Origin of the sequence: Rhodopseudomonas sp. B29, from assembly GCF_000333455.1 — a bacterium.
Lineage (GTDB): Bacteria > Pseudomonadota > Alphaproteobacteria > Rhizobiales > Xanthobacteraceae > Rhodopseudomonas.
The window spans coordinates 1-8,445 of sequence record NZ_BADD01000682.1; the positions used below are offsets into that span (position 1 = coordinate 1).

Genomic DNA, 8,445 nt, shown 5'->3' on the forward strand with positions numbered 1-8,445 from the left:
GTTCTTGAGCAAAGTGCGGGCTGCTTGACGCGAAGATTGAGCGATGCTCCATCTGCAACCGGCGCGTGGCTGCCCTGGCTAGAGGCCTTTTTGACAAAGCAACCCGGCTCGGACTAAGAAATTAGAATGGTTCTAAATTGTCCGGGCGTCCTGTGATGAAAGCCTTCTCCGACCTGACCGAACGCGAAATTCTCGCGGTGGCGATTTCCGGGGAGGAGGAGGACAGCCGCATCTACCTCGCCTTTGCCGAGGATCTGGCCGAGCGCTATCCGGACTCCGCCCGCCTGTTCGAGGAAATGGCCGAGCAGGAGAAGGGCCACCGGCATATGCTGCTGCGGGTTTGCGAAGAGCGCTTCGGGCCCAATCTGCCGCCGATCCGCCGCGAGGATGTCAAAGGCTTCATCCGCCGGAGGCCGATCTGGCTGACGCGCAATCTGCCGCTCGAGCGTATCCGGCGCGAAGCCGAGACCATGGAATTCGAGGCGCAGCGCTTCTACGAGCGTGCCGCCGAGCGTGCCACCGACGTGCGTATCCGCAAGCTGCTCGGCGACCTCGCCGAATTCGAGAAGCGCCACGAGCAGCGCGCCGCTCAGCTCACCGAGCGTATTCTCACGCCGGGCGCGCGCGACGCAGAGGACAGCACCGCGCGGCGGATGTTCGTGCTGCAATACGTTCAGCCCGGCCTCGCCGGACTGATGGACGGCTCGGTGTCGACCTTGGCGCCGCTGTTCGCCGCAGCTTTCGCAACGCATCAGAACTGGTCGACGTTCCTGGTCGGCCTCGCCGCCTCGATCGGCGCCGGCATATCGATGGGCTTCGCCGAGGCGCTGTCCGATGACGGCTCGATGACCGGTCGCGGTTCGCCTTGGCTGCGCGGCGGCATCTGCGGGCTGATGACCACGCTCGGCGGGCTCGGCCACACGCTGCCTTATCTGGTGCCCGACACCTGGGCCAACGCGTTCTGGATCGCCACCGGCATTGCCGGGCTCGTGGTGTTCGTCGAACTCTGGGCCATCGCCTATGTGCGCGCCCGCTACATGGACACGCCGTTCCTGCAGGCGGTGTTCCAGATCGTGCTCGGCGGCGTCATCGTGCTCGCCGTCGGAATTCTGATCGGCGGCGCTTAGTTGAACTGAGGTCGGAAAAGACAGATCGAGTCGACCGGTCGTTCCGAGCTGACGACTGTTGGCCGGATTCCAACGCGGGCGTCCGGCATGGCTCCAGCAAAACTGAGACCGCTGCGTGGCTCGTGCTGACCTGAGCCCGGCACAAGCTACTGATGCGAGCGCCGCCGTTCCTCACGGCGGCGTTTGGATATTAGCAAGAATTCCATCAGCGCTTTGTTGCATCCCCCGGAATAATACGTAGCAGCAGATTAACTAATATTGATACGTGTGTGGTTAGTTTTGCTCAACGCTACAAATAGCGCGGGCGGCGACGATTCAACGGTGAATCGAGCGGTCTTAAACCCTGACATTTCAAAACTCTCGACCCTTCATTGCCTCACCGCGATGCGCGGTCGCTCGTCTCAGCATTGCTTGGAGATCTCCAATGAGGCTCAAAATCCGCGTTCTTCTGCCCCTCGTGGTGTTGGGGCTGGCTACGGCGGCAATCCTGTTCGCCGGCCTCGAGGCGCGCGACGCCCTGCTACGCCGGCAACGATCGGAAGCCTTCCTGGCCGTCAACCGGATCTCGGAGTTCCTGCTCAAGAGCGCAGGTTCCTGGGCGGTCGAACGCGGCCAGAGTAATTCGGCGCTGAGCGGCTCCGGCGCTGCCGATGCGGGCCGCCGTGATGCGATCGCGCAGGCGCGGAGCGAGGGCGACGCCGCCTATCAGCGGGCGATGGCGTCGATTGCCGAAGTTCCGGAGATGAAGACGTCCGGCGCGGCGCTGGCGGCTTCGACCAAGGCCTTCGACGATCTCAAGAGCCTGCGCGCCCGCATCGACCAGGCGATCGCCAAGCCGTCGGCAGAGCGCGACGCAGAGGTCGTCCGGACCAGCTTCGCGGTCATTACCCGCACCATCGACACGGCGACCACGTCGCTGCGCCAGACCATGGAAACGCTCACCACCACGCCTTCGGCGGCGTTGTCGCGGATGGTGGCGATGCGGCACTTCGGCGCCGTCATTGCCGAGAACGCCGGCCGCGAACGCGGTTATCTGGGCGGCCTGGTCAGCGCCAAAAAGCCGATGACGCCCGACGACATCCGTCAACTGGCCGGCTTCCGCGGCCAGATTGATCTGGCCTGGCCGATGATCGCGATCCTGAAGCAACGTGCCGATACGCCGGCTGACGTCACCGCAGCGCTTGCCGCCGTCGAGGCTGATTACTTCGACGTTTACGGCAAGCTGCGCAGCGACGTTCTCGCTGCCGGCCCGAGCGGCGACTATCCGCTGTCGGGCTCCGATTACTTCACCCGCGCCACGCGCGGCGTGAACTCCATCCTCAAGCTCGCCGGCGCGATCGGCGCGGAGGCCGACGCTGACGCGGCCGCGGACGCTGCGCGCAGCACTTCGCGCTTGGTGGTCGCGCTGACCGCGCTGGCGTTTGCCGTGGCGCTGGTGGTGGCGAGCATGTGGATCACTTTCGTCCGCATCCTGCGACCGCTGGCCGAACTCGGTGGCGCGCTGCGCAAGCTGGCGACCGGCCAGTTGGATTTGGTGCTGCCCGGCCTCGATCGCCGCGACGAGATCGGCGAGATGGCCCACGCCATCGACGCCTGTAAGGCCCACGCCGCCACCAAGGCGCGCGAGGAGGTCGAAGCGCGGGTCGAGCAGGAGGCGGTCGCGGCCGCGCAGCGGCGTGCCGGCATGCACAAGCTCGCCGACGATTTCGAAGGCGCCATCGGCGAAATTATCGAGACGGTGTCGTCGGCTGCGACCGAGCTCAACGCGTCGGCCGAGACGCTGAGCTCCAACGCCGAGCACGCCCAGCATCTCGCCGGGCAGGTCGCCGGCGCTTCGGAAGAGGCTTCCACCAACGTGCAGTCGGTGGCGTCGGCCTCCGAGGAGATGACCGCCTCAGTGGACGAGATCAGCCGCCAGGTGCAGAGCTCGGCGCAGATCGCGCATGAGGCGGTGCAGCAGGCGGCGCAGACCAATCACCGCGTCGAGGAATTGTCCAAAGCTGCTGCGCGCATCGGCGATGTCGTCGAACTCATCAACGCCATCGCCGGCCAGACCAACCTTCTTGCGCTCAACGCCACGATCGAGGCCGCGCGCGCCGGTGAAGCGGGCCGCGGCTTCGCGGTGGTCGCCGCCGAGGTCAAGGCATTGGCCGAACAGACCGCTAAAGCGACCGGCGAGATCGGTCAGCAGATCGCCAGCATCCAGACGGCGACTCACGAGTCGGTCGGCGCCATCAAGGCGATCAGCGGCACTATCGAGCGGATGTCTGAGATTGCCTCGACCATCGCATCGGCGGTCGAAGAGCAGGGCGCGGCAACGCGCGAGATCTCGCGCAACATCCAGGGCGCCGCTGCCGGCACCCGCGCGGTGTCGTCCAACATCACCGAGGTCGAGCGCGGCGCCACCGGCACCGGCCATGCCGCCGGCGAAGTCCTCAGCGCCGCCCACGCCCTCGCCGGCGAAAGCAACCGCCTCAAGCTCGAGGTCGGCAAATTCCTGCACACCGTGCGGGCAGCGTGAGAATCGCGACACCGTTGGTGATGATAGCCGTCGTTGCAGCGATCCAGCTCCGTGCACGTCATTCTCCGTGCACGTCATTCCGGGGCGCCGCGTAGCGGCGAACCCGGAATCCCGAAGTTGTTGCGGGTGGAGAGTCGCAGAACAGGTCGGGATTCCGGGTTCGCGAGCTTTTGCTCGCGCCCCGGAATGACAGTGGTGTGGCTGCTATCGCCGCGCGGCGATGAACACGCCGGCGACCACCATCAGGTAGCCGGCAAGGTGGAACAGTTCGAACTTCTCACCGAGTAGCACGATCGCCATCACCGAGCCGAATACCGGCATCAGATGCAGAAACGGCGCTGAACGGTTGGGCCCGATCAGCGCCACGCCGCGGTTGAAGCAGAGATACGCCAGCAGCGACGGGAAGATCACCACGTAGCCGAAGGTGGCGGCGGTCACCGCATCGGCGCTGGGGCGCTGGCCGTGCATGAATTCCCAGACGGCGAACGGCAGCAGCAACAGCGCGCCGCCGGCGGTGGTGACGGTGATCAGCGACAGCGCGTGCGTCGCGGGCCGCTTCGGCATCAGCGCCGAGTACATGCCGAAGGCGCACAGCGCGCCGGCCACCATCAGGTCGCCGCGGTTGAACTCGATCTGCGTCAGCGTGGCGAAATTGCCGCGCAGGATGATGGTGAGCACGCCGGCGAGCGACAGCGCGATGCCGACGGTCTGCAGCACGGTGAGCCGGACGCGGAACAGCAGCAGCGACCACAACGCGACGAACAGCGGCCCGGACGATTGCATCAGCAGTGCATTCAGCGCCTGGGTATATTGCAGGCCCCAATAGGACAGCGCGTTGTTGATGGCGAAGCCGGTCGCCGACAGCACCAGCATCAGCTTCCAGTGCGATCGCAGCTTGGGCCAGTCGCGGCGCAGATGCGGCCACGCCAGCGGCAGCATCAGCACGAACGCGCCGGCCCAGCGCGCGCACGACAGCGTCACCGGCGGCACATGCCCGGCGACGGCGCGGCCGAGCACGATGTTGCCGGCCCAGAACAGCGACGTCAGGCTGAGCAGCAGATAAGGCTGATCTGAGATCCAGCGAAAGGCGGAGCGAAACAGAGAGATCACCGAGCGCGGGGAGGGACGGAAGACGCTTCCTGCCCGAGATCGCGGCCCGGACCTAGGGCGGCGGCGGAATGTGCGTCATGCGCGGGGGCGTGGCGGCGAGCGGTGCTGTTTGCAAAGCGAGGTTGCTTCGTCGCCCTTGCCACTCACCCGTCATTCCGGGGCACGCGCGTCAGCGCGTGAACCCGGAATCCCGAGATCGTGGAAACGCCGGCGCATCAACAACTTCGGGATTCCGGGTTCGCTCACTTCGTGAGCGCCCCGGAATGACGGAGTGTAAGGCTGTCGCGCGTGCCCCGGAATGACGGTGGGTGGGGTTAGGAGCGTGACGCCGGAACGACGGCGTGTGAAGTCTACTTCTGCGGTCCCGACAGCCTGATATCGCGCTCGGCGCGGAAGACGTTGCTGTAGAGGTTGGCGATCCACTGCCTTCCGTCGGCGGTGACATTGAGATAGCGGATCGCGGTCTGGATGTGAGGCGAGACGATGTCCCAATAGAATTGCGGATACAGATTGACGATGTCGGCCGGCGACGAATAGCCGAGCTGGCGATTCAGCCCCGATTCCTCGAACTCGTAGTACAGCGCATTGGCCTTGCGGATGTAGTTCGGGTCGCCGAGCTGGCCGATGAAATCGGCGGCGCGCAGCAGCGCCGAGTCGACCGGGCAGCATTCGCCTTCGGCCGGCACCTGCGGCGGAAACCGCGTGCCTTCGATGGCGCAGGCGATGCGCTTGGCGTCGAGCCCCTCGACGCTGCCGAGCCGCTCCAGCACGTAGCGCTTGGAGCGATCGACATGAAAGGGCAGCATCGAGGCGTCGGAGGCGCCGCGCGGCAGCGTCACCTTGCGGCCGGAGGCGTCGGCCACATAGCCGTCGTCGCCGTCGGCCTCGAACAGGCCGCGGACATAGCCGATGTCGTGGGTCAGGCAGCCGATGATGATGTGGGCATAGTCGGCGGCCGACATGTCGGAGTGCAGCGCGCGGCCGCGCATGATGTGGTGGCCGGCCAGCGTCACCAGCATGGTGTGCTCGACATGTGGGTAGAGCGCATCGCTGTTGCCGATGCATTCCAGGGCGATGCGGGCGATCGACGGCACCACGTCGCACAGATGCGGTTCGGTCGAGCCGTAGCGCTCGTGCATGTAGTCGGCGATGAAATTCCCAAGCGCATCGGCGGCCAGGGCCGGAACCGTGATCACGCGATCGTCTCCCGCGAGCAAGTCCCGGTATTGTCCCACGATCGTGGAACTCGGGCAATGCCGGGCGGGGCGGGCGATTGTCACAGTGTAAGGCGTGCGGAGCCGGCTAGGTCGCGGCCTTCGGCTTGCGCGCCGCGACGATGACGCCGGCCAGCACCAGTACATAGCCGACGGCGTGATAGAGATGCGGCTGCTCGCCGAGCAGCAGGATGGCCATCGCCGAGCCGAACACCGGGATCAGGTGAAAGAACGGCGCCGAGCGGTTGGCGCCGACCAGGCGGACGCCGCGGTTGTAGCAGAGATAGGCCAGGATCGACGGAAACAGCGCCACATAGCCGAGGGCGGCGAAATTGCCGGGCGTCGGCGCCGGCAGCGGCCGTTGCGTCAGCTCCCAGATCAGCAGCGGCACGAGAAACAACGCGCCGCAGCCGAAGGTGAAGGCGAGAAACGACAGGCCGTGGATCGGCGGGCGCTTCTGCGACAGCGCGGTGAACAGGCCGAACGCCGCCATCGCGGCGATGAACAACAGATCGCCGAGATTGAGCTCGATCGCCGCCAGCTCGGCGAGGTTGCCGTGCAATACGATCACCAGCACGCCGATCATCGAGGCGAACACGCCGAGCGCCTGCATCGGCGTGATGCGCACCTTGAGGACGATCAGCGCCCAGATCGCGACGAACAGCGGTCCGGTCGACTGCAGCAGCAGCACGTTGAGCGCCGAGGTGTATTGCAGGGCGGTGTATTGCAACGTGTTGAAGGTCGAGATGCCGATCACCGAGATCGCCACCATCAGCACGAGGTGGCGGCGGATCAGGCGCCAGTCAGCGACCAGATGCCGCCAGGCGAACGGCGCTACGATCAGGAACGCGGTGGTCCAGCGCAGGAACGACAGCGTCACCGGAGGAAATTCACCGGCGACGAAGCGCCCGACGATGGCGTTGCCGGCCCAGAACAGCGACGGCAGGCTGAGCAGCAGATAAGGCTGGTCGATGATCCAGCCGAAGCGCGGCGCTTCGGCGGACGGCGTGGTGGTGGTCATGCGGAGCCCGGGCCATCGGACGACGCTTGCCGGGCCATGCCCTCGCGCAGAACGTCGCCTCCCTTGAATTTGGCCCAGCCATAAGGATTTCGCCGCCCGACCACAACCGCCGCGCGCGCAAGGCGAGCATGCGCGGCGGTGTCCGGCGGTCGCAGCCTGGATGGTTTCGACGGTCTTCTTGAGCTTGCCGACGCCGAGGATGTCGAGCATCGCCATCTCATAGAGCGGTTCACTCTCACCGCCGCTCATCCTGCGCAGGAAGTACTTCTTGGTCGCGATCGCGGCGTTGCGCACCCACCCCTTGGACGATGACCAGTCGACCTGGCGCGGCGGCAGCTGCGCCACGGGGCCTCGACTATTGGAGCAGTGGACCTCAGCTATTGTTGAGGTTGTACGGAGGTGTCGGTTCGTTGGTCCGGCCCGCCGCAGCACAGGTTGCTCCGCCGCGGTGGCCAGCGTGCTGAACGCGCCAGTGGATGCGGTTTGGAGCCGGCGATGACCGACACGTTGCGACCTCTGCCCGACACCGGGCACCGACTGGCATCGGTGTTCATCGCGATTCCGATCCTGGCGTCGATCTTCGCCGGGATCTATCTGTGGCGTCAGGCGCGGTTCGCGCCGGCTGCGGCGGGTTACGCCCGCCCGCCGGTCGAGGTCTCCGCCCTCACGGTCGAGCCGGAGCCATTGCCGCAATCGCTCCAAGCCACCGGATCGCTGCAGGCGGTGCAGGAGCTGACGCTGGCGCCCGAGGTCGCCGGCCGCGTCGTCGCGATCCGGTTCGAGGCGGGCATGTCGGTCGAGGCCGGCACGCCGCTGGTCGAACTCTACGACGCGCCGGAGCGAGCGCAGCGCGCCGATGCGGTATCGCGCGCACAGTTCGCACGGCTGCAACTCGACCGCTCGCGCCGGCTGGTCGCGACCGCCGCCGCGACGCAGCAGCTGCTCGATCAGCGCGTCACCGAACAGGAGCAGGCCGACGCAGAGGTTCAGCGGATCGACGCAGTGATCGCGCAGAAGACGATCCGCGCGCCGTTCGCCGGCATGCTCGGTATTCGCCGGGCCAATCTCGGTCAATACGTCAACCCCGGCGATGCCCTGGCGACGCTGACTGCGCTCGACCAGCTCTACGCCAATTTCACCGTGCCACAGCAGGATCTGTCGAAGCTCGCGCTCGGCGGCGAGGTCACGGTGCGCACCGACGCCTATCCGGATCAGGAATTCGCCGCGCACATCAACGCGATCGAGCCGCTGGTGCAACAGGACACCCGCAACGTGCGGGTCCAGGCCACGCTCGGCAATCCGGACCGCAAGCTGCGGCCCGGCCTCTACGTCACCGTCGGCATCGAACAGCCGCCGCGCCCGTCGGCGATCCTTGTGCCGGCGACTGCGATCCAGACCAGCGCGTCGGGCGATAATGTCCTTGTCGTCCGCGACGGCAAAGCCGCGCCCGTA

6 protein-coding genes are annotated in these 8,445 nt (G+C 66.4%); 3 read left to right on the forward strand and 3 right to left on the reverse strand.

From position 1 onward, the window contains the following. Nucleotides 1-155: 155 nt before the first annotated feature. Entirely contained in the window at nucleotides 156-1,127 is a 972-nt protein-coding gene (gene mbfA, locus I5M_RS24750) for an iron exporter MbfA (RefSeq protein WP_022723851.1), read from the forward strand. A gap of 424 nt (nucleotides 1,128-1,551) precedes the next feature. Further along, nucleotides 1,552-3,648, forward strand: a complete 2,097-nt coding sequence (locus I5M_RS24755) for a methyl-accepting chemotaxis protein (protein WP_022723852.1) — start codon at nucleotides 1,552-1,554, stop codon at nucleotides 3,646-3,648. 204 nt (nucleotides 3,649-3,852) lie between these two features. Here the strand turns inward: I5M_RS24755 and I5M_RS24760 are convergent, their stop codons facing one another. The 3 genes from I5M_RS24760 to I5M_RS24770 form a co-directional block, all read right to left on the reverse strand. Beyond that, the gene (locus I5M_RS24760; RefSeq protein WP_022723853.1) at nucleotides 3,853-4,758 is read right to left on the reverse strand and encodes a DMT family transporter; all 906 of its coding nucleotides are present in this window, start codon (nucleotides 4,756-4,758) and stop codon (nucleotides 3,853-3,855) included. Nucleotides 4,759-5,108: 350 nt separating this feature from the next. Further along, on the reverse strand, nucleotides 5,109-5,954 hold the full coding sequence (locus tag I5M_RS24765) for a hypothetical protein (RefSeq protein WP_031337465.1): 846 nt from the start codon (nucleotides 5,952-5,954) through the stop codon (nucleotides 5,109-5,111). 106 nt (nucleotides 5,955-6,060) lie between these two features. Further along, nucleotides 6,061-6,993 carry a DMT family transporter gene (locus I5M_RS24770; protein WP_031337466.1) on the reverse strand — a complete coding sequence of 311 codons (933 nt, stop codon included), beginning with the start codon at nucleotides 6,991-6,993 and terminating at the stop codon, nucleotides 6,061-6,063. A gap of 495 nt (nucleotides 6,994-7,488) precedes the next feature. Here I5M_RS24770 and I5M_RS30590 point away from each other — a divergent pair. Next, the coding region (locus I5M_RS30590; RefSeq protein WP_022723856.1) for an efflux RND transporter periplasmic adaptor subunit at nucleotides 7,489-8,445 on the forward strand (957 nt) is incomplete at its 3' end.

What these genes read in the sequence shown, in the direction of transcription:
- mbfA (WP_022723851.1), top strand. Translation starts at nt 156, where the DNA reads ATGAAAGCCTTCTCCGACCTGACCGAACGCGAAATTCTCGCGGTGGCG.
- I5M_RS24755 (WP_022723852.1), top strand. Translation starts at nt 1,552, where the DNA reads ATGAGGCTCAAAATCCGCGTTCTTCTGCCCCTCGTGGTGTTGGGGCTG.
- I5M_RS24770 (WP_031337466.1), bottom strand. Translation starts at nt 6,993, where the DNA reads ATGACCACCACCACGCCGTCCGCCGAAGCGCCGCGCTTCGGCTGGATC.